This window comes from Marinobacter sp. DY40_1A1, assembly GCF_016597815.1.
GTDB lineage: Bacteria > Pseudomonadota > Gammaproteobacteria > Pseudomonadales > Oleiphilaceae > Marinobacter > Marinobacter xiaoshiensis.
This window is the reverse complement of record NZ_VCHA01000003.1, coordinates 15,787-40,229: the sequence shown is the minus strand read 5'-3', so window position 1 is coordinate 40,229 and position 24,443 is coordinate 15,787. Positions and strand designations below refer to the sequence as shown.

At 53.2% G+C, this 24,443-nt stretch carries 22 protein-coding genes, 1 tRNA gene and 1 pseudogene; 17 read left to right on the top strand and 7 right to left on the bottom strand.

Going from position 1 to position 24,443, the window contains the following annotated elements; translation table 11 throughout:
- Positions 1–9: 9 nt before the first annotated feature.
- From fabZ to FFI61_RS08685, 5 genes are all read left to right on the top strand, one after another.
- Positions 10–447 (top strand): 3-hydroxyacyl-ACP dehydratase FabZ, encoded by a 438-nt coding sequence (gene fabZ / locus FFI61_RS08705; protein WP_200203908.1) that lies wholly within the window; start codon positions 10–12, stop codon positions 445–447.
- Positions 447–1,238 (top strand): acyl-ACP--UDP-N-acetylglucosamine O-acyltransferase, encoded by a 792-nt coding sequence (gene lpxA / locus FFI61_RS08700; RefSeq protein WP_200369977.1) that lies wholly within the window; start codon positions 447–449, stop codon positions 1,236–1,238. Before fabZ ends, lpxA begins: the two co-directional genes overlap by 1 nt.
- Positions 1,239–1,258: 20 nt before the next feature.
- On the top strand, positions 1,259–2,440 hold the full coding sequence (gene lpxB, locus FFI61_RS08695) for a lipid-A-disaccharide synthase (RefSeq protein WP_200369976.1): 1,182 nt from the start codon (positions 1,259–1,261) through the stop codon (positions 2,438–2,440).
- Complete coding sequence (gene rnhB, locus FFI61_RS08690; RefSeq protein WP_200369975.1) at positions 2,441–3,130, top strand: ribonuclease HII; 690 nt, start codon at positions 2,441–2,443, stop codon at positions 3,128–3,130. It begins immediately after the preceding gene.
- Positions 3,131–3,197: 67 nt separating this feature from the next.
- Positions 3,198–3,274 (top strand) — tRNA-Met (locus FFI61_RS08685).
- 79 nt (positions 3,275–3,353) lie between these two features.
- Here the strand turns inward: FFI61_RS08685 and phnE (FFI61_RS08680) are convergent.
- From phnE (FFI61_RS08680) to FFI61_RS08655, 6 genes are all read right to left on the bottom strand, one after another.
- A complete protein-coding gene (phnE, locus tag FFI61_RS08680) occupies positions 3,354–4,049 on the bottom strand; it encodes a phosphonate ABC transporter, permease protein PhnE (RefSeq protein WP_265092120.1) in 696 nt (231 codons plus the stop codon).
- Positions 4,050–4,159: 110 nt separating this feature from the next.
- Positions 4,160–4,969 carry a phosphonate ABC transporter, permease protein PhnE gene (phnE, locus tag FFI61_RS08675; RefSeq protein WP_200369974.1) on the bottom strand — a complete coding sequence of 270 codons (810 nt, stop codon included), beginning with the start codon at positions 4,967–4,969 and terminating at the stop codon, positions 4,160–4,162.
- Positions 4,966–5,844, bottom strand: a complete 879-nt coding sequence (gene phnC / locus FFI61_RS08670) for a phosphonate ABC transporter ATP-binding protein (RefSeq protein WP_200369973.1) — start codon at positions 5,842–5,844, stop codon at positions 4,966–4,968. The genes phnE (FFI61_RS08675) and phnC overlap by 4 nt, the downstream gene beginning before the upstream one ends.
- 36 nt (positions 5,845–5,880) lie before the next feature.
- Positions 5,881–6,825: a phosphate/phosphite/phosphonate ABC transporter substrate-binding protein gene (gene phnD / locus FFI61_RS08665; protein WP_200369972.1), complete on the bottom strand. Its 945-nt coding sequence runs from the start codon at positions 6,823–6,825 to the stop codon at positions 5,881–5,883.
- A gap of 199 nt (positions 6,826–7,024) precedes the next feature.
- Positions 7,025–8,284, bottom strand: coding sequence for a glycerophosphodiester phosphodiesterase family protein (locus tag FFI61_RS08660; RefSeq protein ID WP_200369971.1), 1,260 nt, complete (start codon positions 8,282–8,284; stop codon positions 7,025–7,027).
- A gap of 153 nt (positions 8,285–8,437) precedes the next feature.
- Positions 8,438–9,478 (bottom strand): AraC family transcriptional regulator, encoded by a 1,041-nt coding sequence (locus tag FFI61_RS08655; RefSeq protein ID WP_200369970.1) that lies wholly within the window; start codon positions 9,476–9,478, stop codon positions 8,438–8,440.
- Between the two features lie 117 nt (positions 9,479–9,595).
- Here FFI61_RS08655 and FFI61_RS08650 point away from each other — a divergent pair, with 117 nt between their 5' ends.
- From FFI61_RS08650 to FFI61_RS08640, 3 genes are all read left to right on the top strand, one after another.
- On the top strand, positions 9,596–10,687 hold the full coding sequence (locus FFI61_RS08650; RefSeq protein ID WP_200369969.1) for a hypothetical protein: 1,092 nt from the start codon (positions 9,596–9,598) through the stop codon (positions 10,685–10,687).
- A gap of 55 nt (positions 10,688–10,742) precedes the next feature.
- Positions 10,743–11,582, top strand: coding sequence for a sterol desaturase family protein (locus tag FFI61_RS08645; protein WP_200203936.1), 840 nt, complete (start codon positions 10,743–10,745; stop codon positions 11,580–11,582).
- A gap of 84 nt (positions 11,583–11,666) precedes the next feature.
- The gene (locus FFI61_RS08640) at positions 11,667–12,152 is read left to right on the top strand and encodes an acyl-CoA thioesterase (protein ID WP_200203938.1); all 486 of its coding nucleotides are present in this window, start codon (positions 11,667–11,669) and stop codon (positions 12,150–12,152) included.
- Positions 12,153–12,164: 12 nt separating this feature from the next.
- Here FFI61_RS08640 and FFI61_RS08635 read toward each other — a convergent pair whose 3' ends face one another.
- Complete coding sequence (locus FFI61_RS08635; protein WP_200203940.1) at positions 12,165–13,064, bottom strand: LysR family transcriptional regulator; 900 nt, start codon at positions 13,062–13,064, stop codon at positions 12,165–12,167.
- A gap of 163 nt (positions 13,065–13,227) precedes the next feature.
- On the opposite strand from FFI61_RS08635, the gene FFI61_RS08630 reads away from it, so the two are divergent.
- The 9 genes and pseudogenes from FFI61_RS08630 (at position 13,228) to FFI61_RS08590 (ending at position 24,117) form a co-directional block, all read left to right on the top strand.
- The gene (locus tag FFI61_RS08630) at positions 13,228–13,686 is read left to right on the top strand and encodes a DoxX family protein (protein WP_200369968.1); all 459 of its coding nucleotides are present in this window, start codon (positions 13,228–13,230) and stop codon (positions 13,684–13,686) included.
- Between the two features lie 34 nt (positions 13,687–13,720).
- Entirely contained in the window at positions 13,721–14,680 is a 960-nt protein-coding gene (locus FFI61_RS08625; RefSeq protein ID WP_200369967.1) for a quinone oxidoreductase family protein, read from the top strand.
- 47 nt (positions 14,681–14,727) lie between these two features.
- Positions 14,728–15,426, top strand: a complete 699-nt coding sequence (locus FFI61_RS08620) for a pirin family protein (protein ID WP_200369966.1) — start codon at positions 14,728–14,730, stop codon at positions 15,424–15,426.
- A gap of 114 nt (positions 15,427–15,540) precedes the next feature.
- Positions 15,541–16,140 (top strand): annotated as a pseudogene (gene wrbA / locus FFI61_RS08615) (NAD(P)H:quinone oxidoreductase).
- A 156-nt stretch (positions 16,141–16,296) separates the two neighbouring features.
- Positions 16,297–20,022: an ATP-binding protein gene (locus FFI61_RS08610; RefSeq protein WP_200369965.1), complete on the top strand. Its 3,726-nt coding sequence runs from the start codon at positions 16,297–16,299 to the stop codon at positions 20,020–20,022.
- Positions 20,015–20,650, top strand: coding sequence for a condensin complex protein MksE (locus FFI61_RS08605; protein ID WP_200369964.1), 636 nt, complete (start codon positions 20,015–20,017; stop codon positions 20,648–20,650). Before FFI61_RS08610 ends, FFI61_RS08605 begins: the two co-directional genes overlap by 8 nt.
- Positions 20,650–21,894 carry a hypothetical protein gene (locus FFI61_RS08600; protein ID WP_200203969.1) on the top strand — a complete coding sequence of 415 codons (1,245 nt, stop codon included), beginning with the start codon at positions 20,650–20,652 and terminating at the stop codon, positions 21,892–21,894. The genes FFI61_RS08605 and FFI61_RS08600 overlap by 1 nt, the downstream gene beginning before the upstream one ends.
- A complete protein-coding gene (locus FFI61_RS08595; RefSeq protein WP_200203972.1) occupies positions 21,884–22,726 on the top strand; it encodes a hypothetical protein in 843 nt (280 codons plus the stop codon). The genes FFI61_RS08600 and FFI61_RS08595 overlap by 11 nt, the downstream gene beginning before the upstream one ends.
- Positions 22,727–22,905: 179 nt before the next feature.
- A complete protein-coding gene (locus FFI61_RS08590; RefSeq protein WP_200369963.1) occupies positions 22,906–24,117 on the top strand; it encodes a YncE family protein in 1,212 nt (403 codons plus the stop codon).
- Positions 24,118–24,443: the final 326 nt, after the last annotated feature.

Below are 24,443 nucleotides of genomic sequence, written 5' to 3'. Positions count from 1 at the left end.
CCGATCACGATGATGTATATTGATGAAATACTGGAGTACCTGCCACACCGTTACCCTTTCTTGCTGGTGGATCGGGTTACCGAGCTTGAAAAATCTAAGTCGATCAAAGGCTACAAGAATATCTCGTTTAACGAGCCTTTTTTTAACGGCCATTTCCCCGGTAACCCGATTATGCCTGGGGTTCTGATTATTGAAGCCATGGCACAACTTTCCGGTATTCTCGGTTTTGCAACAGTAGGGCGGAAACCTTCGGATGGGCTGGTACAATATCTTGCAGGCACCAGTAAGGCACGCTTCAAGCGCCCCGTGTTACCTGGAGACCGGCTGTGCATGGAGTCGGAAATTATCTCGGAAAAACGCGGTATCTGGAAATTTGAATGTCGCGCATTGGTCGATGGTGAAGTCGTCTGTGTGGCAGAGATACTGACCGCTGAGAGAGAAGTTTAATGGCGACAAATGATTGGTCGGGCGTCCATCCCCAAGCGATAGTAGACCCATCAGCCAAACTTGCGGATAACGTAACGGTTGGTCCCTGGAGCTATATCGGCCCGAATGTGGAAGTTGGCGAAGGCACAGAAATCCTTTCCCATGTGGTTGTTAAAGGGCCAACGATTATTGGCAAGAACAACCGTATTTTCCAGTTCTCCAGCATCGGTGAAGAGTGTCAGGATAAAAAATACGCCGGGGAGCCAACCACGCTCATTATTGGTGACAACAACACCATTCGCGAGAACTGCACCATTCACCGTGGCACTGTACAAGATCAAGGTGAAACCCGCGTTGGCAGTCACAACCTGCTGATGGCCTATGTGCATGTGGCCCACGACTGCGTTATTGGCAACAACATCATCCTTGCCAACTGCGCAACGCTGGCAGGCCATGTTACGGTAGGCGATCATGCTATTCTGGGCGGTGGCACCATGGTGCACCAGTTCTGCCATATAGGGCCTCACAGCATGGCAGCTGGTGGCAGTATCGTGCTCAAGGATATTCCGGCTTACGTTATGGCTGCGGGCCAGTCGGCGGAGCCACACGGCATGAATGTTGAAGGTCTCAAGCGCCGCGGCTTCAGTAAAGAGGTGCTAATGACCCTGCGCCGAGCCTACAAAGTCATCTACCGCCAGGGCCTAACCACTGAGCAGGCTGTGGAGAAACTGGAAGAAGAGTACTCCGATACGCCAGAAGTGCGCGTGCTTATCGACTCCTTGCGCGGAGCTCATCGCGGCATTATCCGCTGAGCCAGCAGGAGCTTTATTCGATGGATCATCCCCGGGCCGCATTTGTCAGTGACCGCAGTATAACCTTTGGAATTATCGCAGGTGAGGCGTCCGGGGATATTTTAGGCGCCGGCCTGATCCGATCACTTCGCAACCGCTACCCCAAAGCCCGATTTGTCGGCATTGGTGGTGATGAAATGATAGCCGAAGGTTTCCACTCTCTGGTTCCTATGGAGCGGCTCTCTGTTATGGGCCTGGTAGAAGTCCTTGGCCGTATCCGGGAACTCTTTCGTATACGCGCACGCCTCCTGAGTTATTTCTTCGCCACCCCACCAGATGTGGTGATCGGCATCGATTCCCCGGATTTCACCCTGGCTATCGAACGGCGTTGTCGGGAAGCGGGCATCCCCTCAGTTCATTACGTCAGCCCGTCGGTTTGGGCCTGGCGGCAGAAACGAATTTTCAAAATCGCCAAGTCTGTCGACCTGATGCTCACCCTGTTGCCATTTGAAGCCAGGTTCTATGAAGAGCATCAGGTGCCCGTTGCCTTTGTAGGGCACCCTCTTGCAGATCGCATACCGCTGGTTCCCGAAACAGGGAAAGCCCGCCAAGACCTTGGACTTGATGAGAGTGCACCCTTGTTGGCGGTGCTTCCAGGGAGCCGGGCTGGTGAAGTCGAACGTCTGGGTACCTTGTTTCTGGAAGCCGCACGTTGGATTCAGGCCAAACGGCCGGATGTGCAACTGGTTATCCCCTGTGTGAACCGTGAACGGGAACAGCAGGTTCGTGATCTCATCGAAGCGCTCGACGTAAAGCTTCAGGTCACTATTGTAAGAGGCCGCTCCCGGGAAGTGATGGCTGCATCAGATGTTGTATTGCTGGCGTCCGGAACGGCGACTCTAGAGGCTATGCTGCTGAAAAAGCCTATGGTCGTGGGCTATCGCTTGAGCAACGTCAGCTGGGCAGTGATTTCCCGCCTGGTGAAGGTGCCTCACGTTTCACTGCCTAACCTGTTGGCGAAGCAACCTCTTGTGCCTGAGTTATTGCAGGATGACGCGACACCGGAATCACTCGGCGCTGCTGTGCTGGAGCGCATGGAAAATCAGCAAGAGCGAGACCGGTTAGTAGAGGCATTTTCAGAGCTTCACCACACCTTGAAACAGGATGCCGACGAAAAAGCTGCCCAGGCAATTTCTGAGCTTGTTGAAGAGCGAGCCCGTTGAATGGCGCGAGCACCTGCATTACCTCCGTTTGAATGTGCCTATCAGGGCCGGTTATTGGCTGGCGTGGATGAGGTAGGGCGCGGGCCACTCATTGGTGCGGTAGTGACTGCAGCGGTTATTCTGAATCCTGATCGGCCTATTGCAGGGTTGGCAGACTCGAAAAAACTCACAGAAAAAAAACGTAATGCTCTTTACGAAGAAATTATTGAGCATGCGACTGCCTGGTGTCTGGGCCGTTGTGAGGCCCATGAGATAGATCAGATCAACATATACCAAGCCACCATGATTGCCATGGAGCGAGCCGTTGCCGGTTTGGGCGTTGCGCCAGAGTACGTGCTGGTGGATGGAAACAAATGCCCGAAATGGCATTGGCCTTCCGAGCCGGTGGTAAAGGGGGATAGCAGGGTAGAGGCCATCAGCGCTGCATCCATACTTGCCAAAGTGACCCGGGACAGGGAGATGGAGGCACTGGAGCAGAGGTATCCCGGCTACGGACTTGCCAAACACAAAGGTTATCCCACGCCCGTCCACATGGAAGCCCTGTTCCGGTTGGGGGTAACGCCAGAACATCGCAAGTCCTTCCGGCCAGTTCAGGAGGCCATGGAGCAGGTTGGGTTCTTCAAGAATCCCGAGGCGTCGGTGACAGAAAACCTCCACTACCCAACAGATCTGTTTGAAAACAGTAATTGACAACGCGCCCACAAGTCCTTATTATACGCGCACGTTGATCGAGGCGACTCGGCAACAACCAGTTTGATGCGGGGTGGAGCAGTCTGGTAGCTCGTCGGGCTCATAACCCGAAGGTCGTAGGTTCGAATCCTGCCCCCGCTACCATATTAAAAGGCAAATCAGTAACTTACTGATTTGCCTTTTTTCGTTTTGAGTTACTCACCCTACTGGCGATCATGCTCGTTTAGAGCACAGCCCGCCGAACTTTCGCAGACACCCATTCAGAAACGACCACAGTCGCCACTATAACGAGAAAAATTACCGTTACCTGGTTCCAGGCTAGCGTGCTCAAGGATGACTGGAGTTGCAGACCCAGGCCGCCGGCACCCACCAGCCCGAGAATGGTCGATTCGCGAATGTTGATGTCCCAGCGGAACACTGATATGCCCCAAAATGCCGGCAGGATCTGCGGGATAATCGCGTAATCAATCACCTGAACCCGGGAGGCACCTGTTGCTCGCACTGCTTCCACCTGGTTCTCATCAATCTCTTCAATGGCCTCGTACAGTAACTTGGCAACGAAGCCGATCGAGCGTAGGCCTATCGCGACAATGCCTGCCAAAAGTCCAGGGCCGATGATTGCGACCAGCAGCAGCGCCCAGATAAGCGAGTTGATGGAGCGTGAGGTTACGATGATAAGCAGGGCCATCGGGCGTACAAAATGACGGCTCGGGGTGGTGTTGCCAGCGGCCAGGAAGGCAACGGGTATCGCGATGATCACTCCGATCAGTGTGCCAAGAGTTGCGATGTTCAGCGTATCCCAGAGCGGCTGCCAGAGTTGATTGAGGTAGCCCCAGCGCGGTGGGAGCATGCGGCCACCGATATCCGAAGCCTGTCGGGGTGCGTCTGCTACAAAGGCCCAGATGGTGTCTTCAGTCATCAGGTTCCAGCAGAATGCTGTTAAAGCCACCAGCCAGAACCAGCCAGCCCATCGGAGCAGGTGTTGTTTTGGAGTTCTGAACTGCCATGTTTTCGTGTTTGTACTGGCAATCATTGGGCCCACCGCCGAATGTAGGATGATGAGTATTCCACCACTAATACAATAGCGATGATGATAATCAGGATGGCGCCAGCTGAATCGTACTCGTAGCGATCAATAGCTGTATTCAAAGTGGCTCCAACACCGCCGGCACCAACGATACCTATGACCGACGACTCCCGGAAATTTATGTCCAACCGATACAGAGAAAGGCCGATCAGTCTTGGCATCACCTGAGATTGGACTGCATAGTTAACCACCTGCCACCAGCCTGCGCCGGTCGCGCGAATGGCTTCTATCTGGGCGCTGTCGCAGCCTTCAATGTCTTCCGCCAGAAGCTTGGAAAGGAACCCGATGGAAGCAAACGTCAGAGTGAGGAACCCGGCAAAGGGCCCGAATCCGAACATCGCAACCAGCAGAATCGCTATGATGATTTCCTGGAATGAGCGAGATAACGTAATGAGGCTGCGGCAGAACATATACACCGGCGCCGGGGCCAGATTGCGGGCGGCACCAATACCGATGGGTACCGAGATCAACACACCTGCTGCGGTGGAGGTTAGAGTCATGGTCAGGCTTTCGACCAGCCCAGCCTGGATGTCCCGCCAGCGGGAGTTGAAATCCGGCGACAGAAACCCTTGAATGAACTTCCAGCCGCGCTCAAGACCTTCATAAACCCGAAACCAGTTGACCTCCACTGAGCTGATCGCCAGAACCAGGTAGATCGCACTCCCTAACAAAATGGTCCAGCGCCATCGTGGGTCTTTAAGTAGTACCGGAGGCCGCTTCCAGGTCCTCAAAGACGTGATTGCGCCGGTCATGTTAGCTCCAGCACTTTGGCGTTGCTGAACAGAAACTCGTCGTTTTGTGACTCGCTGCTCTGTTGCACCTGGTCCCAATCCTCTGCTCCGTAGATGCAGGTCAGTGCCTTATGGGACAAGGCTGACGGTGGGCCATCGAACACTACTTGGCCTGCCCGTAACCCGATGATCCGATCGGCGAAGTTTTGTGCCAGCACTACATCGTGAATGTTAATGATGGCTGGAAGGTTCATTTCCCGGCAGACGCCTTGAATCAGGCGCATGATCTGGCGAGACGTTTTCGGGTCGAGCGACGCCGTGGGCTCGTCGGCCAGCAATAGTTCCGGGTTTTGCTCCAGCGCCCGGGCGATACCTACTCGTTGGCGCTGGCCGCCAGAAAGTTCATCTGCCCGCTTGTTGTAGTGATCACCCAGCCCGACTCGCTCCAGCAAGCCGAATGCCTGGTCGATGTCAGTTTGTGGGTATCGGCGCAGGAAGGATCGCCAGCCGGAGACATACCCCAGACGGCCTGAGAGCACATTTTCCATTACTGTAAGGCGCTCAACGAGAGCATATTCCTGGAAAATCATCCCGATACGGCGACGAGCCTGGCGTAAAGCCCGGCCACTGAGTTTGGTCAGTTCTGTTTCACCGAGGTAAATGCTGCCGGAACTGGGTTCAACCAGACGGTTGATACACCGGATCAGGCTCGACTTGCCGGCGCCAGAGGGGCCAATAAGGCCTACAACCTGGCCTGCAGGCACCGAGAAGCTGATGTCGGTCAGTGCCCGGTCGCCGGTTTTGTAGGTTTTTGATAAGGATTTCAGTTCAAGCACAGTTTTTTTGCCATTGCTGATATTTATATGAGTCAGCGGGTTGAGCACATCTCGCGACATGCTCAACCCGCTGAAGGCGGTTTGGGGACTGAGTCTTTAGCGGCAGTTATAAACTACGCCGTTGGCATCATCGATCTTACGAATAACTTCCCAGTGCTCCTTGAAAGTAATCGGGATGAACTGAGCTTCACCTGACTTGGAGAACTCCTCTTCCAAAGAAGTTCCTTCCCATTCAAAGGAAAAAAATGCCTGCTGGATTTTGTCCTGCAGCTCTGGCGTCAGGTTGTGAGCAACGCCATACCCTGTGGTCGGGAAGGTCTGAGACTTGTACAGAGACACGATCTGATCTTCGTTGACAACGCCCCGATTCAGCATTCGCGCCATAACGGAGTTGGCGACTGCGGCGGCGTCATAGTCCTTATTGGCAACGCCAAGCACAGAGTTGTCGTGCTTGCCGGAAAACACCGGCGTGAAGTCTCTATTTGGAACAAGATCATAATCCGCTTTCAATATTGCAGAGGGCGCTTTGAAGCCTGAGTTCGAGGTTTCGGAGGTGAATGCCAATTCGCGACCTTGCAGTCCGTCTACATCGGTAATGCCCGAATCAGGGTGGGTGATGATTTCCATCTCGTAGCCGAATGAGCCATCAGCGGACGCCATAATGGTGAAAGGGCGGAAGCCGCCACAGGCAACGGCTATCGGGTTGGATCCGGTATTGAAACCGGCAATATGGAGGCGACCTGCGCGCATGGCTTCAATTTGCGCTGCGTTCGACTGGACCGGAAAAAACTGAACTTTTTTACCGGTTTTCTCAGACAGATGATCGAGAAAGTCGGACCAGGCTTCAGCGTAAACAGACGGGTCTTCTACCGGGGTGTAAGCAAAAATCAGAGTGGAGGGATCGATCTGCTCAGACTCGGCAGGAATGTCAGCAATCAGATCCCCGTCATTGTCGCTGTATCGGGAGTCCAGTTTGAATGCGCCCTGCGCGAGCATAGGCGTCATCAGAGCAGCACATGTAAGAGACATCAACTTATTCATATTTGCATCCTCAGGTTATGAAGCATCATCGGCCAGATACTAACCAGGGATTGTTATGGTTCCGTGACAAAGACAGGATGTTGGAAGTGTCTGTTAATCGGGCGAGCAGGGGATTGAAAGGTTGGGGCAGCGAAGAAAGCCAGCGGATAACGGCATCCGCTGGCTCTGGTATGGCATTAACGAACGTTCGATTGCGGGACTACTTCAGGCCCATACAGTTGGCATAGTAGGTTGTCGTCGCAGGCCAGTCTGAAAAAATGCCTATGACACCAATCTCGCGAGCCAGCACATCAATTACTGTATAAATGTCGCCGTCGTTGTTAATAGCATCGTTGACAGTTTGGTAGTACCAGCCACCACCTTCGGCGAGCGGCCCACTGCGTTCCAGAGACCAACCAATCAAATCAAGGCCAGCAGCCTTGGCATTGAGCGCGTACTCGGATGGCACGATCTCCTGGTGGCCGTTTAGAGTCAGCATTTTCCAGAGTGCCGGCGCCAGAATGGAAACACCTTTTTGGGCGAGACTTTCCATATATGCCATAGACACGTTATCCGGGTCGTTACTTTTCTCATCCAGAAATACGGCTTGGCGGCCAAATTCGGGCATTTGGTTAACCCAGAAAGCAACATCGTCCAGCAGGAACGACTGTGGCCATACATCCTCGGGCTTCACACCGGCAGCGATGTATTCATTGATCATCTGCCGAGCATAATCCTCTTGTGTGTAGTCACCCTCAAAAGGCATATCGACCACCGGTGTCTTCAGCTCCGGGGTGAACTTAAGGCCCAGCTTTTTGATCAGTTCGATGCTTTCGCGATGGCTTAATAGAGTGCCCTCAGTGGCATACAGGTTCGTGCGCCAATCGGCGGTGCCGCCCAAATACTCTTGAGGAGTGGTGGCATTCTCATCAAACGCATCCATTTTCCCTCGGAGCGACTTGAACTCAGCCAGCGTGATATCGCTGGTGCGGCATTCGGCCTCAGCTTTTGTGCCAGCGCCTGGATTGGCAGGCACGAAAGGCTTGGTACATTTGGCATTCAGCTCCGGTATGGCCACGATGTTGGTGGTGGTGTGCAGATCGTTCTGTGCGTGACGGCAAACTAATTGCCGGTCTTTGGTAAAGGCAACGTCGCACTCAATGATTCCGGCTCCCATTTTGGCCGCCGCTACATACGATTCGCGGGTATGTTCAGGAAACTGCAATGGCGCCCCCCGGTGGGCAATGGAGAAGTCGGTCGAGACTGCAGGTATGGATTCGCATGCTTGCAGCTTACTTTTCAGCTCACCGTCATCCATATCATTAACCAGAAAGTAAGGCCTTGGGCCGAGCTGAACCAGCTGCTCGTTGTTATCTGAAGGGCTCGCTTCAGGTACGTTGGCGTTGCTATCGCTGTCGTTGCAGCCGGATAACATGGCGAGAGCACCGATGAACAGAGGCAATATAAACGAAACTTTCATAACAGAGTCCTTCTGTTGGACATTTTGGGTTCGTCCCGGCATCGCTTTAGTTGGCGAGAACGGGGCGGTTGTTTAATCTCAGGCTGTACAGGCGCCAATATTGCCCGCACTTGATTAACGCCTGATGACAGTCTGCCCCCGCCTTATTAAGTTTTACCCAGCCGCAGCCCCAGCCCGATTCACTTCCTGCCACTTTTTAGGCGACATTCCGCTGCCCCTTAAAAAAAAGTGGTTAAACGAACTCTGTTCCCTGAACCCCAGCAACTGGCTGATCTGCAAAATACTCAAATTCGAATACTGCAGATAATCCTGGGCATGGTGTAAGCGAACATCGGCCAATAGTTGTTGATAGCTGGTTCCCTGTTGTTTTAGCTGGCGCTGCAAGCTGCGTTCGCTTTGCCCTAGAATGGCGGCTATTTGGGGGAGCTTTGGGCTGTTTAGCAGGTTCTTCCCAACATGGTTTTTTACCTGCTCAACCACTTGCCCTGCGGTGGAGTCGGCAACGGATGGGCGAGCTATGTTTTTTAAAGGCCAGGCTAATACGTCTGCGGCAAACATAATGCTGTTATGGCTTTGGCTGAACCGGCATTGTGCCCGGAATCCCTGTTGGTACTCCGCTTCGTGATAATCCGCTGGCCTTGCATGAACGAAGCACACTTCCATTACAGGTATCAATCGCCCCGTTAGCTGTTCCGCAAGATGGATAATTCCTGCAATTACACTTTCACATACCAGCCGGGCCGCTTTGTGTTGCTGAAAATGGGCTCGCCAGATAAGACGAATGTTCCCGCCACCTGATTCTATGCGAGAGGTACCCAAGCGATGCACCAGTCGTTCAAGAGTCATCATCTGATGTAAGGCATGCCCGAGAGTCAGTGATTTGGTTCGTAGATTGGTCAAGGCTTCACCCAGCACATCGAAGTTTTCGAGGCCTGCACTTTGCCCCGCCTTGATGCCGAGCAAGGGGTCTTTGAGAAGTTCGCTTGCGCTCAGAAAAAGTCGAAAATAGTCTTCTACCGCAATTGTTTCCGGAGGGTTAATCATCCACAGGTCGTTAACAGCGGCAGCATCTGCTAGAGGAGAGAGTCGGCCGCCTTGTTGAAGATAGGCTACGAGAATGGGCTGAATGTAGGCTCCAACCACAAAGTTGAGTGGGTGGTTTCGCGAAGTGTTTGCTTCTGGTTTGTTGATCAAGATTGCCGCCTTATAGTAATTTTTATTCGTGATCCAACAATTAAGTCAGGTTAAAGCAGGCTAGGATGCTTTTCAATTCGAGTCACAGACACTACAACAATTATAAATAGGCGGCACATGGGCAGTATTCTCAAAACCGGTACGATTGAAAGCAGCATTATCAAGCCGATCAAGCATTTTGAAGAGGCTCGTAAGTGCCATACTGCGCACTATCGACTGGAAAGCATGCGGAAAGCGGCGGTCAGTTTCCGCGATGACATGTTGGCAAAACCCCAGGCCAGGTTTTATCAGAGTATGGGCTTGATCCGTGTGCCGTACCCCACCAAGTACGCTTTTCTGAACTGCAATGTTATTCCAAGTCCTTTTATTCATATCCTGAATCGCCTGTTTATTGTGCAGGTTGATAGTGAAGAGGGTGTGAAAACGATACTGCTCTCGCCTTCAGATGCCGAAGCGAACGCAGAAACCCCGTATTTCCGGAAGGTGATCGACAAGGCTGGCCCTCTCAAAGAGTTGGTTAAAAAGTTTCTCGCGCCTGAAATCAATGCGGTTGAAGCGTGTCTGCAGCAGGCTGGTTTGACGCCGGAAGATGTGGACTACATCAGCTATGACCATCTGCACACCCAGGATATTCGTCGCTGGCTAGGCGATAGCAAGAATCCAGGTTTGTTCCCCAATGCCAAGCTTCTGGTGATGAGAGAGGAGTGGACTTCAGCTAATTTCCTGATGCCACCACAGATCGACTGGTACTGCCCAAATGGGCTGGCGGGTGTTCCGGAAGATCGCATTATTCAGCTGGATGGGGATGTGATGATTGGTGATGGGCTGGCGCTGATTCGCACGCCCGGCCATACCGTGGGTAACCACTCTTTCGTGGCTCATACGCCGGAAGGGCTAAAGGTAACCAGCGAAAACGGTGTTGGCCCGGATTGTTATGCGCCTCTGCATTCACGGATTCCTGGCTTGAAGAAATACGCACAGCAAACCGGTATGGAAGTGATTTTGAATGGCAACACCCTTGAGGGCGGGCTGGATCAATACATTTCTATGGTGGTTGAGAAAACCATCGCCGGTAATCATCCGCTGTATACAGATTTCCCCAACATGGCCAATTCCTCTGAGCTGACCAGCTATTGGGGCTTTCCCGGGTATCGGCCAACGGTCACCTATGGTGATCTGAGCTTTGGAACTGTGTACAGGAAGAAGTGATCCAGCTTATTGATAACCGCATTTTGATCATGGATTCAGGTTGTCTGGAGTCGGTATGAATGTATTTGGTTTGTGGGATGGATTTTATAACGATCCCTGGTTCTGGCAGTTTCCTATGGCCACACTGGCCATCAGCATGGCGGCGTTTTTGCTTGTGGCAACGCCTTGGACCATCGTTGCCTGGCTGGATCCTGTCTCGCTGAGAAAATACAAAATCCAGCAAAAGCCATTTGAGGTTAAAAAGTTTCTGCTGCCTTCCCTCGGACGCATACTCGTTAACAACATTATTCTGGCGTCGCTGCTGGTGCTGAGTTGGCCGCTGCTGAAACATACCGGCGTGCATAACAACGAACTGCCTGCGTGGTATGTGATTTTGGCGCAGTTGGTGTTTTTCGTGTTGCTGGATGATTTTCTGTATTACTGGATGCACCGGTACATGCACGAGAACAAATGGCTGTTGAGAAATGTGCACAGCGTGCACCATCGAATCCGCAATACCTGCGGAATCAACGGTAACTACATGCACTGGCTGGAATATACGTTAACCGCAACGCTCACCTTGATAGGCCCCATTCTTTTGGGCGCACATATCTATGTTGTTTGGCTTTGGGTGATCATCCGGCAAATTGAAGGTGCAGACGGCCACATTGGCTATGACATCCCCTGGAACCCGGTGCATCTGCTGCCTGTGTACGAAGGCCCTGTTTATCACGATTTTCACCACGCTAAATTCAAAGGCAATTACGCGGGCTTCCTGCCGTATCTTGATAAGTACATGGGTAAAACGCACATACCTGCGTACTTGAGGTATCTGCAGGGGAAGAAAAAAGGTTTAACCGCGGTAGAAATCGAGCAGCAGGAGAGCGTGAAGAAAACAGCTGGGAAGGCCCGTTAACCGGTACCCAGCTCCTCGTGGTTGACGCTAGCCATATTATCACTGATTCTGGAGCCTATAGAGACGCTCCACCAAGAGGATAATATGGCACTCGGATCTTCAACACTGACCATGACCGTTTTAATGACCCCGGACAAAGCCAACTTTTCGGGTAACGTTCACGGTGGCACTTTGCTCAAATATCTTGATGAAGTGGCCTATGCCTGCGCAAGCCGCTATGCGGGAAACTATGTGGTTACTCTGTCGGTGGATCAGGTGACATTTCGCCAGCCTGTTCACGTGGGTGAGCTGGTTACCTTTCTGGCCAGCGTTAACTACACGGGCAACACCTCAATGGAGGTGGGCATCAAGGTGATCACTGAAAATATACAAGAGCAGATGGTCCGGCATACCAATAGTTGTTTTTTCACCATGGTGGCGGTTGATGAGACTGGGGCAACAGTAAAAGTCCCTCCGCTGGAACCGCGTACTGAAGATGAAATCAGGCGCTTTGCCAACGGTAAAGAGCGTCGTGCCATTCGTGCGGAATTAGCCGAGCGATACAAATCCCTCGAAGCCGCAAAAGCATAAGCAGGTGCCCGCTCAATCCCAGTAGGGCGGGTCACCGAAATACCCATCGATAAAATCAACAAAACTACGAACCTTGCTCGCCAATAGTTGGCGGTGGGCATACATCGCGTAAAGCCCCATGGGCTCAGGTTCAAATTCCTGCAGTATGACCTGCAGCTTGCCTTCCTTGATTGCCGGGCCAGAGATAAATGTAGGCTGCAAGACAATCCCCGAGCCTGCGATGGCAGATTCAACCAGTACGTCGCCATTATTGCTGCTCATACCGTTGCTGTCATTTTGCCCGTTGTTTTGCAGCCACCGGTGCAGGGGCTGGCTGGAATCGAGTTCAATGTAGCTGTAGCGCAGGTAGCGGTGGCCCTGCAGATCCTCCAGTTGCTTGGGGGTGCCATTCTGTTTCAGATAATCCGGGGATGCACACACTGCCATTCTGATCGGAGCAATGCGCTTGGCAATCAGAGAGGAGCTTTTGAGGTGACCGATCCGCAGTACTACATCGAACCCCTCTTCAACCAGGTCAACCTTGCGGTCATTAAGTTGCAAGTCGATGCCTACACCAGGGTGGGCTTTCTGGAACTCACTCAATAACGGCGCCATATGGCGAATGGCGAAAGAGACCGGCGCACTGATTCTCAGCATGCCACGAGCCTCGGTTTGCAGGTCGCCAATCTGGCACTCCATGTCTTCAATATCGTGCAGCACCTGTTGAGCCCGCAGGTGATAGCTGGCGCCTGCCTCTGTGAGGTGAAGCTGGCGGGTGGTGCGGTTGAGCAGGCGCACGCCAAGATGTTTTTCCAGTTGAGAAACATACTTGCTGACGAGTTGGGGTGACATGTCCAACTTTTCGGCGGCGCGAGTGAAGGCGCCTTCACTAACAACCGTAACAAAAGCACGCATGGCATCAAGGCGATCCATAGGTTCATCCTGACTTTGTAGGCTCAATGATTATCAACGCTGTGTTGATAGTAACGCAACATCTGCCATCTTATTCTTTCGAATGGGCGATAGTAAAGTAGGCTCATTATCTGGAGCGACGCTTCAGGAGGCAAATCAACAGACTACTATTTGAGGATTCATCATGAGCTCCAAACTTACCCACGCATTGTTCAATTCCAATGGCGGATTCGCTTCGCTTGTTTTGCGGGTCCCGGTTGGACTGACCCTGGCGGCACACGGTGCGCAGAAGCTCTTCGGTTCGTTCGGCGGCTATGGTCTTGAAGGCACCGGGCAGTGGATGGCCAGCATTGGTCTGGAGCCAGGTTATTTGATGGCCCTCATGGCTGGCGGTGCTGAGTTCTTCGGGGGGCTGGCGCTGGTATTGGGCCTGCTGACACGCCCGGCCGCAGCAGTTATTGCCTTTGCTATGTTGGTCGCCATTTTCACCGTGCACATTGGCAACGGTTTGTTCATGGAAAACAACGGTTATGAGTTCGGCCTGACTTTGTTTGTTGTGGCTGTAGCCCTTGCTATTCAGGGCGGTGGTCGGTTTGCAGTGGATAACCTGCTGCTGGAACGGTTTGGTGGCAGTCGCCGATAAGGCACAACTTTCAATTTTGTTATCGAGGTCGATTATGCAAGCTCTACAGTTTTCAGCAACCGGCTCACTCGATTCGCTGCAAGTGATTGATCTGCCTAGGCCAGTACCCGGTGCCGGCGAGGTTCTTGTTGAGGTTCGGGCTGCTGGCCTGAACCCCAGCGACCTGAAAAACGTTCTCGGTCGCTTTCCTTACACAACAACGCCGCGCATTCCCGGTAGAGACTTCTCAGGTGTTGTTGTGGAGGGACCGGAAGAGCTTCTGGGCCAAGCGGTCTGGGGCGGCACGGGCAAAGATTTCAGTTTTACCCGGGACGGCTGCCATGCTCAGTATGTGGTTGTACCGGCGAATGCAGTCGCGCCCAAACCGGAATCACTGAGCTTTGCTCAGGCGGCAACCTTCGGTGTTCCCTACATCACGGCGTGGGATGCCCTGGAGCGTAGCCAGGTTAAAGCGGGCACCCGGTTCCTGATCATCGGCGCCGGTGCCGTGGCCAGAGCAGCGCAAGCGCTGTCCAAAGCAAGGGGTGCGAATGTGGTCATGGCCGCGCGCCGGGCCGATGTTGTGCAAGAGCTGATAGCGAAAGGTGTTGAGGCTTTTGAGTTGCCAGAGGCGGAGCAGTTACCAGAGCAGGCACTGGCGCATTTTCAGCAGCAAGCGCCTGAGGTGATTTTTGACACCACCGGCTACTGGTTGCCAGCAGCAGTGAATACCCTGGCTGCATTCGGGCGTATCGCGGTTATCGCAGCGCCAGTGGACGGGCTGATTAGCATGCCTATTCTTGCTCTTTACCGCCGCGGTGGTTCGGTCATCGGCATCAACTCGCTGCTATACAGCCTGGAAGAGTGCGCGACCATGTTTGAGCAGATTGGTGCAGCCTTTGAAGGGGCGCTACCAATACCGGAAGACTTTACCGAGATGCCGCTCTCGGAAGCTGTTGCGGCTTACCACAAGGTAAATGAGGGTGGGGCTGAAAAAATTGTCCTGATCCCTTAAGGCGAAAAGTTAACCGTCACGAATGACACGAAGCAGGAGATCTTACAATGATTGAACTCAGACCCCACAGTGAACTCGGCGGTGCCCACCATGGTTGGTTGGATACTCGCCACCATTTTTCATTCGCCGAATACTACGATCCCAATCGCATGCACTGGGGAAATCTCAGAGTATGGAATGATGACACCATAGCCCCGCGCTCAGGCTTTCCACGCCATCCGCACCGGGATATGGAAATCATCACCTACGTTCGCGAAGGCGCAATCACCCACCAGGACAGTCTTGGTAACCGGGGACGCACGGAAGCAGGTGATGTGCAGGTAATGAGTGCGGGAACCGGCATTGCCCATAGTGAAATGAATGAGGAAGATGTGGCGACCAAAATCTTCCAGATCTGGATCATGCCTAACGAAGTTGGTTTGCCACCCACTTGGGGCACCAAGCCTTTCCCCAAAGGTGAGCGCAGTGGCTCGTTTGTAACCCTGGCGAGCGGCATGCCCGGTGATGGTGAGGCTCTGCCAATTCGCACGGATGCTCGCATGGTGGCAGCAACTCTGGAGACAGGTCAGGCTACTGAATATCACATCGCCCCCGGGCGTAAGGTGTATCTGGTTTTAGCTACCGGCAAGATTGAAGTGAATGGAGTGGTAGCGTCTGCCGGTGATGGCGTTGCGGTTAGAGATGAAGAGTTGCTGAACGTGAAGGCTTTGGAAAGCAGCGAAATCGTACTGGTAGACGTGGCGTAAGAAGCCAGTTCGACTTGTTGGAAGCGGGCTGCACTACTACCTTTGGTAAGAGTGTTGCCCGGCTCTTGGTGAATACATACACGCGTACAAACCAAACAGATGAAGGATACATAAATGACGAAGATTCTGGTTCTTTATTATTCAATGTACGGCCATATTGAAACTATGGCGCAAACCGTTGCTGAAGGTGCTCGCAGCTTAGCGGGTGTGGAAGTGACCCTGAAGCGTATTCCGGAAACCATGGATGCCGAGGCCTTCAAAGGTGCGGGTGGAAAGGTTGATCAGGCTGCACCGGTTGCTACGCCTAACGAGCTGGCAGACTACGACGCCATCATCGTCGGCACGCCCACACGCTTTGGCAACATGGCGGGGCAGGTGCGCACCTTCTTCGACCAGACCGGAGGCCTTTAGGCCAAGGGCGCATTGGCAGGCAAGGTGGCTAGCGTGTTCACGTCAACCGGTACCGGTGGTGGTCAGGAAATGACAATTACCTCTACCTGGACCACCTTGGCGCACCACGGCATGGTTATTGTGCCAATCGGCTATACCACGCCAGCGCTGTTTGATGTCTCACAAGTTGGTGGTGGTGCGCCTTACGGTGCCTCTACAATTGCAGGCGGTGATGGTTCACGCCAGCCAGACGAGCGTGAGCTGAGCATTGCCCGCCATCAAGGTGAGCATGTAGCAAAAATCGCCGCCAAGCTTAAAGGCTGATAGCCCCCTGCCAGAGCAAGATCCAGAGCCGTTGGGTAGATAGTTTATGCCCAGCGGCGCTGAGTGATGTTTGAACCAGCTCCATAGCTTTGTCCGGAAACTATTCCCTGTATACTGCGGGTATCAAGAACGACCTGCCGTTACGGGGAAATCAGTTTGTCTGGCGAGACTGTTAGCTACGGACTAGAAAGCATCATCCTTCATCACTCCTTCAAGCAAGTGAAGGGGCGAACCATCAAAATCGACTGCCGCGAACGTACGCACCTGGGTGGTGTGAACGGGGCCGGCAAAACCTCTGTCCTGGCGCTTATACCGGCATTTTTTGGCGAAGAGCCAGAGCGCATCGTTACCAAAGCTTCGGGCAAGTTGTCCTTTCTGGACTACTACCTGCCCACCTTCCAAAGCCTCATAATTTTCGAGTACCGGCGAAGCACGGGGCTGCACTGTGCGGTGATGTATCGCCATGCACAGGGAAAACCCTGCTACCGGTTTGTGGCTGGCTCTGCTGAGGAGACCTTTTTCTCGCCAGAGGTGAAGCCGTTGCTTCAAGCCGGGGCCAGTGCAGATGACGTGTTTGCCGCGCTCCGTAGCCGGGGTGTTAACCCTTCGAAAATGATCGATACCATTACCAGCTACCGGGCCATTATTCAGCGGAATCAAAAGTTGCTGAAAAGGTTGCCTGCGGATGCACGAGCGCTCCGCGCCTTGGCGGCCGAGCATGGTCTGGGTGACAGCGACACCCAGATGACCAACATTGAGCGGCTTACCCATGTGGTGTTGAACAAGCACCGGCTGCTCAGCAGTTTCAAAACCATGATCTGCGAAACCCAGTTCGAGAATATCCACCAGCATGCCAAGCCTCGCGCCATTGATCGCAAAGACCTGATCGCGGACATACAAAGCCTTTCTGCCTTTGCGGGTGAGGAAGCAAAAATCCGTGAATGTTTGCGAAAGGACGCAGAACGCAGGGCGATTCTTGAACAGGCGGATAAGTCCGTAGCCAACCTGCACGCGTCTGTTGATGAGGCCCGGGAGAAGGTCAGTGAACTGGGGGAGCAGAAAGAGCGGCTTGAGGCAGATAGAAGCAATCGAAGAGCGGAGTTTGAAGACAGCGATCGCCAACTGGCCCGAGAGGTAACGGATCGCAATGCCGAGTTTGAATCCCTGGACGGGCAAGTAGCCGCCCTGCACAAGCAGAACGACAGATATGAAGAGGATGGGCTCTCAGAGCTGGCCCAGAGTTTCGATAATCTCGCCGACTACCGCCAGCGCTTGGCCACAGCGCAAGCAGATTACGACAGCCTGACGGGTAAGGCCTCTGAGATAGAAGGCGAGTACGAGCAGGAAAAGCAGAGTATCCAGCGCGAGCATGAGAAGCAGCAGGCTCAGCGCCAGCAGCGGCTGAGGGAAGCTACTGACGCGCTTACCTCAGCAAAGCATGCCTATGATCTGAAACTGAATTCCATCAAAACAAGTCAGGTTACGGCGGTATCTGAGTACAAGGGTGGCCGTTCAGAGGAGCGCTCGGAACTGACGAGTGAGCAGGCTCGCTTGTTAGCGCTGCGGGAAAACCCGGGGCAAACGGAAACTGAACAGCAGGAAATTGCGGTTGCTGAGCAGGCCGCAGAAGAAGCATCGGAACAGGTGTCTCTGGCCCATGAAAATCGGTTAGAAGCTGGACGTAAAAGAGATCAGGCAGACCGGGACTGGAAAGTTGCGCAGGATCAGGTTCAGCAAATGGATGACAAGGTCCAGGCGCTGGAAGACACGTTTAACGAACTGCAACGGCAGATTGCCCCTGAAGACGGTACCTGGTTATCACAGCTGCGGGCCCAGGACCCGGAGTGGGGCAGCCACTTGGCAAAAGTCGTCAATCCCGATCTGCTGCACAGAAAGGATCTTGCACCTACCCGCGATCATACTGCAAATAGCACGGCTGTTATGGGTTGGCAGCTCGCATTGGATACTTTGCCAATTCCGGATTTTGCAGCTTCTGAAGAAGCCTTGCAGGAAAGCAGCCGGAACATAGATACAGAGCGCCAGGCCGCGTTCAAGCAGCGGGCGGATACCGAGCGCGAGGCCCAGCGCAGGCATGAGACCTACAAGGAACGAGCCGCCGCTGCCGACCGGCTGGAAACTGAGTTCTCGCTGGTCAAACGTGCCCGCGATAACGCGCAGAACAAACTGGCTAACGTACGCCAGCGTGTTAAAGAGGCGCAGGCCACTCGGATTGCAACAATCACAAAAGAGCTTGAAGCCGTCCAGGGCAAGCTGCAGGCCTTCGATGAGCAAACGGGTGAGGGCGTACGAGAGGTTGAATCCGGATTCCAGCAACAAGTGCTGGATATGCGCGCTCATTGGGCAGAGAGAGAGTCTGAGCTGCAATCCAGCATAGACCACCAAAGCGAGCTGATAGCTTCTGCGGATTCCGACCACAAAGCACGGCTCAAGAGTAAGCGCCAGATATACGATCAGCGCCTTTCGGAAGAGGGGATTGATCCCAAGGAAGTTCAAAAGGCTCGAGAGGCGTTAGCCAAGCTCAAAGACACTGTCGAAACCATTGTGGCGTCTGAAGACCTTGTGCGTGGCTATCGCAAATGGCGCGAGCAGGAGTGGTGCAAGGTTGAAGTGCTTACCGAGCAAGCCAATCAAGCCAAGGCAAAATGTGAGGCTGCCGCCCGTACCCGGGAGCAAGCAGAGCGCTCATGGAAAGAGCAGGACAGCAAGCTGAAGGTCTCTATTGCTGAGCATCAAGCAGCAATCAAAAACCTGCGGGATCAAACGGAAGCGGCAGAGGCTGTGCTCAAGCATTTCCAGAGCAATACCTTCTCAGAAGGCTTTCCGGGCAATATGGCCGATCTTACCCAGGAGCTTCAGGGGGCCTACCAAAAGCTGGAGCAATTACGCAGAGAGGTGGTGGGCACGTTCGACCAGGCCACCGCAATCCTGAACCGGTACGACAACACCCAGATCCAGCAGGCATGGCAGAAACTCTCAGCCTATCGGCGTGGACAGATGACGGGTGAGGTGTTGGACCATGAGGAAAGCTTCAAGCTGGCGCGGGTCCCGGATTTGCGAGAGCTATTGGATACCGATATACCCCAGCTTCGCGATGCACTGATTGACCAGTTTGTGTCGGAAGCCGGCAGCCTGGTGAAGTATTTCGACAGCCTGGAAGTCATGGCTAGAGAAGTGAAGGCAGTTTCCAGCCTTCTGAAAAGAAAGATTAATACCGACCAGCACATTGAAAGCCTGAGCGACATACAGGTTGTGCTGGAACCCAGAATTTACGAAGACGAAACCTGGCAGCCGTTGAAAGAGTTTGTGGGTCAATGGCAAAACTGGATTCAAATGAATCGCCGCTCTCTACCGAGCGATGCCATTCTGCGCCGTTTTAAACTGGTTACAGACACGCTCAGTGATGCCAAGGTAAAAGACAGCGTTGAGTCGATGATCGACATGCGCCTGGAAATGAAAGAAAACGACCGCCAGGTGGTCATCCGCACCGATGCGGACTTCCTGTCGGCCAGCTCAACCGGCCTGACCTATCTGGCGATAATGACTGTATTCATGGGGCTCACCCGCTACCTGTGCCCGGATTTGAACACGCGCATTACCTGGCCCATAGATGAATTGGGCACGCTCAGCCCCAACAACATCTCTCATCTGGCGGATATGTTGGAGGCCAATAATCTCACCATGATTTCTGCCTGCCCGAAGCTGGACCGAAGTTTGAGGAAGTTCTTTGAGAATAAGATCTCCCTCAAGCAGGGACGGATTCACACCTACGAATCCTCCGGGATTGAAGGAAAACACGCGGAGTTGTTCTCGAGCGTGAGCCAGGATGTACAAGTAGCAGATGAGGTGACAAGCCATGAGTAGTCCGTTATTCGAGCGAACCGTAACGGTCCTGCTTCAGGAGCGGGTTATCTGTGAGGTCAGTGACGATGAGTTGTACAACTACCTTCTTATGCCCGCCAATCAGGATTCTGTGAATCGATTCCTGGCTCAGATAAATCGAACGCTTCGTCAGACCAGTGCTCACGATGCCTTCGTTTGCGCCTATCTGGACACCTCCGACTCCGATACCAAAGATGCGATTCGCCACCAGTTTCGGGATGTTGCCAACAACCTTGAAGCCTTTGTGCAGTTTTTGCGGCTTGTGATGATGCTGGAGGCAAACGACCGGCCGATTTTGCCCGGGGACAAGCTGTCTGAGGGCGCCATTCTGGATCGCATTGCGGCAGCGCCTGCATTGGAATCGAAACTGAGATCGCTGGCGGAGAAAAAGGTGTTTCATACCAAGCGTGCAGACTCTGCTGGCCAGATTCGTGCTGTGCTCTCCAGTCTGGAGAAGATGGGGTACCTGAAGTCGGTAGGCACCAGCGGCAGCCTTTTCAGGGCCACTGGCCGTTGGAGCTGGCTGTACGATGCCATGACATTCATACAGACCCACGAAGGCATTCAGGGCTCTGACGACACAGATTCCGAGCAAATGAGGCTGCACTGATGGCCCGCGCTCATGATGCCCACGGAACGCTTCGTGCGTTGGCCAAATATGGCGAAGCGATTCTGGAGGCCCACCTGCGAAACGGCAACCGGGTGCCGGATTCCGATGACAACCTTGGCCTGATCGAAACCCTTGAACACCACCGCCTGGTTTGGCGGATTGGTGACAACGAAGACCTGCAACTGAAGAAGGTGCTGGTTCAGTTTCTGGATCACATCACCGAGTCTGAACGACGCCGTTACGCCAATGCTCAGGTGGATATTCTTTGGCAGCAACTCAGTGAGCTGTTTCTGGAATACAAAGAAGCAAAAAAGCGATCGGCTCTGAGTGATATTGATCGGCTGGAAGGTGAAATCAAGGAATGCCTTGCGGATGTTATTGAGGATATCCGAAACGCCACGGAGGCCTTCGCCACATACATCAATACCGGCTTCGCTTACATCACAGACTTGCAATTGCGCATCCGTGAAAACGAGCGGGTTATCGAGCGCGCGGGTCGTCTGATTACCTTGTTTGAAAGCTTTCGTATACGGGAGCTGGCGGAGCAGGCGGGCTCCGATGCCTTCTTGAAGCGACTGTTATTGCGGCATTTGCCCGCCACCCTGGAATCCTCACAGAAGAACCTCTCCTACGCCCTTAACCAGCTGCGCAAAATGCTGGTGCGCATGCGTGAGGATCAACGGCTAAGCCGAATGGTGGGTGCCTTTGAAGCGCACTTTATTAACAACCGCGGATTCGAACCCTCCATCGACCATCTGGACCTGAGGTATGTTCCGGAGTTTCTGAATACGGTAGAGCCGTTTCAGATAAAGGGCTTTGGCGATATTTATGATTCAGCCGACGATCTGGAGCTGATAGAGATTGCTGCAAAGGCCCGCACAATCCCTGTTGAAATAGAAGATAAGCCAGTTCCCGATGACGTGGCTACAGTCAACTTTGACGTAGCAGGTGAAACAGAAGTTGAAGAAGACGACCCGGTAGAAGAAGCCATTGAGGAGTTGATTCAGATGGTGGTTGATGGCGCTCTGGGTGAACGCAGCATTCTTGCTTCTGAAGCCTTGACCAGCACTGGCTTGAAGATAGATAAAGCCGATTGGCTGCAGGCCATTGTTTCAGAGATCGAATCCTTGTCTGATGGGGATCAGCAGTATATTGAGGTGATCTACCATCAGGTGCCACACCGGATCTATCCAGATAATGTGATGGTTTCTGACCTCACCCTGAGGCATAGCAATGCCGGCTGAAATTGCAGCCATTGAGCGTTTGTTAAGGGGCGGCAAGTCATCGGTCAGGCGCGGAAAAGTCTGGGACCAGATATGCGCAGAGACGGGTGTAGGGCAGGTCGTTGGCAAGGAGATTCGCTTCACGCCGGAAGAGCGCCAACGGCTTAGAGAATACGCCAAAGCTGAGCATGGTTTAGACCCGCAATATGATTCCCGTGCTGGTGGCCGCATGGCAATGGCCAGCCACAATGCCAGTGAAAAGCTCAGCCCTGATTCAGTCTTCGGCGAACTGCTTGTGTTGGCGACTGCCGGAACTGCACATTTAAGGGTAAGCGGTGAGAATGTCACAACACCTCAGGGCAGTGTGCTCAGCGTTCGACCGGACTGCCTGGATGCTGAACACGTTAAAACTCAGAATTTAGTGATTATCGAAAACGGGGGGTTGATGCCTTACTGGGGGGATATCATGCTTCCGGATTCCTTCGCGGACTCAATCATCCTGTACCGGGGGCACAGGGAAAACGTTCGCGGTGTTACAGAGCTGGTCAGCAATCAACCCGCAGACAAACTTGCCTGGTTTTTCGATTTCGACCCATCCGGGCAGTCCCTCGCTCTCGATCAGGGCAAAGGCAGCACACTCGTCCCTGCCAGTTGGCGTGAACTTGGCAAGCACACGCCATTTAACCAACCCAAAGTGCACCGTAACCAGTCCGTCGCCCTGACAAGGCTGAAAGGCCGAGCTGACGGGGAGCTTCTCGCCATTGCCGAACACATGGCGAGCGAAGAGCTGGCGGTGATGCAGGAGCACATGGTGCGGCGGAATATACTGCTTTCAGCGCTGCCGTTGGCCTGACGGCCGACTCCTTTAAGTGTCCATAAAAACGACGCTGGCCCAGAAGCCCGGGCCTGTGTCATTTCTGCCATGCACGATGCTTTTTGGCGTTGCTACAGTTTGGCGCCGACCGGGATAGACGTTTTGTCTCGTAGTGGTTGGGCTGGGTTAAACCAACAACTACAAAAAGGGACTGAATCGTGAGACCAATCAGAGTTTCTCTCTTACTACTCATTACGCTGTCATTCAATGCGCTTGCCGGGACTGGAAGCTACGCCCGCGAGGCAGTGTTTGTCGGCAACAATTGGGAAGGCATGATCGATGTTATTGATGCCGAAACCTATGAAAGAATTGGCCGCATCAATGGCATTCCTGACAGGAGAAAACGCCTTCGGGAAATAATCTGGCGCCCGGATAAGCTGTTTTTCTTTCAGGTTGTGCGTCATCTGATCGGTGAAGGTAACGATCAGTATGTGGACGATATGTACAGCACCCGGGACGGAAAATTACTGATCGTCTCCCGCCCCAGCTTTGCGGATGTGGTTGCCATAGATATTGCAACCAACAGGATTGTCTGGCGCTTTGAGGTTGAAGGGTATCGTTCGGATCACATGGCCTTGTCGCCAGATGGAACCGAAGTTGCAGTGTCTGCATCCACTGGCAAAGTTGTACACATATTGGATGTGCGCACGGGCAAGGAGCGGGGAAGATTTCCAACAGGAGATTCGCCCCACGAAAATGTTTACTCCAAAGATGGCAAGAAAATTTATCACGCCAGCATTGGCCACGTATTCACATTGGCCGATAGGGGGGCACTCAGGGATATCAAGGGAAACCGCATCTTCAAGGTGGTTAACGCCGACACGCTTGAGGAAATCAAAAGCTTTGATATCAGCGACAAACTGGCAGAGGCCGGTTACCCGGGCATGAGCCCGGCGATTCGCCCGATGGCACACACCGAAGATGAAAAGTTCTTCTATTTCCAGCTTTCGTTCTTCCATGGTTTCGTGGAATACGACATGGAGAACGACCGGATTACTCGCGTGGCCGATTTGCCTAATTTGGTGCCCAACCTTCCCGTGGAACGCTACGTAAACGATTCTGCCCACCACGGTATTTCCATGGGCGGCAACGATGAAAAGCTTTGTGTTGCTGGCACCATGAGCGATTACGTGGCCATTGTTGATCGTGAGAGTTTCGAGTACGAAATTCTGGAAGGCCTCGGGAAGAAGCCCTATTGGATCACCCGGGACAAATCCGGAGAAAACTGCTTCGTATCCTGGAGTGGCACCGATCAGATATCTGTGATCAACATCGAGCGTGCTGAGGAAATTGCTCGCGTGGATGTTGGTGACCACCCTCAGCGAATTCGCGAAGGTTCGGTTCCGCAAGGTTGGGGTACCGGCTACTAATCCTTTGACAAGGGTCCCGTTGGGGCCCTTGTCTGGCAATATCCTCAAGCTACCGCTTCCCCTCCTTAACCCTTTTCTATCTCCTAACACAACCCCGAAATATCAGCTGCAAATTTTTTTCACCCCCTCGGTAAGCGCCTACATCAAGTGTCGGGCAAAAAATTGCCTGACCAATCAAAGGTTCACGGTTATCCGTTCAATTTATTACGATTTGGTGACGGTATATTGACGAATTTTTAACTAAGGGAATGACAGGCCTCACATTGATAATCGCCGGCGTTTTGTACAATTTAACAAATGCGACGGATTATTGGTGGAGAAGTGAT

What these genes read in the sequence shown, in the direction of transcription:
- FFI61_RS08650 (WP_200369969.1), top strand. Translation starts at nt 9,596, where the DNA reads ATGGGCAGTATTCTCAAAACCGGTACGATTGAAAGCAGCATTATCAAG.
- phnC (WP_200369973.1), bottom strand. Translation starts at nt 5,844, where the DNA reads ATGTCGCGAGATGTGCTCAACCCGCTGACTCATATAAATATCAGCAAT.
- FFI61_RS08660 (WP_200369971.1), bottom strand. Translation starts at nt 8,284, where the DNA reads ATGAAAGTTTCGTTTATATTGCCTCTGTTCATCGGTGCTCTCGCCATG.
- FFI61_RS08595 (WP_200203972.1), top strand. Translation starts at nt 21,884, where the DNA reads ATGCCGGCTGAAATTGCAGCCATTGAGCGTTTGTTAAGGGGCGGCAAG.
- FFI61_RS08620 (WP_200369966.1), top strand. Translation starts at nt 14,728, where the DNA reads ATGATTGAACTCAGACCCCACAGTGAACTCGGCGGTGCCCACCATGGT.
- lpxB (WP_200369976.1), top strand. Translation starts at nt 1,259, where the DNA reads ATGGATCATCCCCGGGCCGCATTTGTCAGTGACCGCAGTATAACCTTT.
- fabZ (WP_200203908.1), top strand. Translation starts at nt 10, where the DNA reads ATGATGTATATTGATGAAATACTGGAGTACCTGCCACACCGTTACCCT.
- FFI61_RS08640 (WP_200203938.1), top strand. Translation starts at nt 11,667, where the DNA reads ATGGCACTCGGATCTTCAACACTGACCATGACCGTTTTAATGACCCCG.
- rnhB (WP_200369975.1), top strand. Translation starts at nt 2,441, where the DNA reads ATGGCGCGAGCACCTGCATTACCTCCGTTTGAATGTGCCTATCAGGGC.
- phnD (WP_200369972.1), bottom strand. Translation starts at nt 6,825, where the DNA reads ATGAATAAGTTGATGTCTCTTACATGTGCTGCTCTGATGACGCCTATG.
- FFI61_RS08635 (WP_200203940.1), bottom strand. Translation starts at nt 13,064, where the DNA reads ATGGATCGCCTTGATGCCATGCGTGCTTTTGTTACGGTTGTTAGTGAA.
- phnE (WP_265092120.1), bottom strand. Translation starts at nt 4,049, where the DNA reads ATGACTGAAGACACCATCTGGGCCTTTGTAGCAGACGCACCCCGACAG.
- FFI61_RS08600 (WP_200203969.1), top strand. Translation starts at nt 20,650, where the DNA reads ATGGCCCGCGCTCATGATGCCCACGGAACGCTTCGTGCGTTGGCCAAA.
- lpxA (WP_200369977.1), top strand. Translation starts at nt 447, where the DNA reads ATGGCGACAAATGATTGGTCGGGCGTCCATCCCCAAGCGATAGTAGAC.
- FFI61_RS08605 (WP_200369964.1), top strand. Translation starts at nt 20,015, where the DNA reads ATGAGTAGTCCGTTATTCGAGCGAACCGTAACGGTCCTGCTTCAGGAG.
- phnE (WP_200369974.1), bottom strand. Translation starts at nt 4,969, where the DNA reads ATGACCGGCGCAATCACGTCTTTGAGGACCTGGAAGCGGCCTCCGGTA.
- FFI61_RS08630 (WP_200369968.1), top strand. Translation starts at nt 13,228, where the DNA reads ATGAGCTCCAAACTTACCCACGCATTGTTCAATTCCAATGGCGGATTC.
- FFI61_RS08645 (WP_200203936.1), top strand. Translation starts at nt 10,743, where the DNA reads ATGAATGTATTTGGTTTGTGGGATGGATTTTATAACGATCCCTGGTTC.
- FFI61_RS08625 (WP_200369967.1), top strand. Translation starts at nt 13,721, where the DNA reads ATGCAAGCTCTACAGTTTTCAGCAACCGGCTCACTCGATTCGCTGCAA.